Annotated in this window: 1 protein-coding gene; it reads right to left on the bottom strand. The window is 67.6% G+C overall.

Annotated features, from left to right (window positions below; translation table 11 throughout):
* On the bottom strand, window positions 1-519 hold a 519-nt coding region (locus OF819_RS29060), incomplete at both ends, for a GTP-binding protein (RefSeq protein WP_267246638.1).

Raw genomic sequence — 519 nt, forward strand, 5'->3', positions numbered from 1 at the left:
CAGGCGGGCCATGAGGGCGTGTTCGACGAGGGTGATGAGGGCGCTTTTGGCGTCGGCGCGGTGGCGTGCGTCGGTGGTGATGATGGGGGTGTCGGGGCCGATCTGGAGGGCTTCGCGTACTTCGTCGGGGGTGTAGGGCTGGTGTCCGTCGAAGCCGTTGAGGGCGATGACGAAGGGGAGCCCGGAGTTTTCGAAGTAGTCGACTGCGGGGAAGCAGTCGGCGAGGCGTCGGGTGTCGACGAGGACGACGGCTCCGATGGCGCCGCGGACGAGGTCGTCCCACATGAACCAGAAGCGGTCCTGTCCGGGGGTGCCGAACAGGTAGAGGATGAGGTCCTGGTCCAGGGTGATGCGGCCGAAGTCCATGGCGACGGTGGTCGTCGTCTTGTCCCCGGTGTGGGTGAGGTCGTCGATGCCGGCTGACGCGGACGTCATGACGGCCTCGGTACGCAGCGGGTTGATCTCCGAGACGGCGCCGACGAACGTGGTCTTGCCCACGCCGAAGCCGCCCGCCACCAC

The organism is Streptomyces sp. PR69 (assembly GCF_026420845.1).
Lineage (GTDB): Bacteria > Actinomycetota > Actinomycetes > Streptomycetales > Streptomycetaceae > Streptomyces.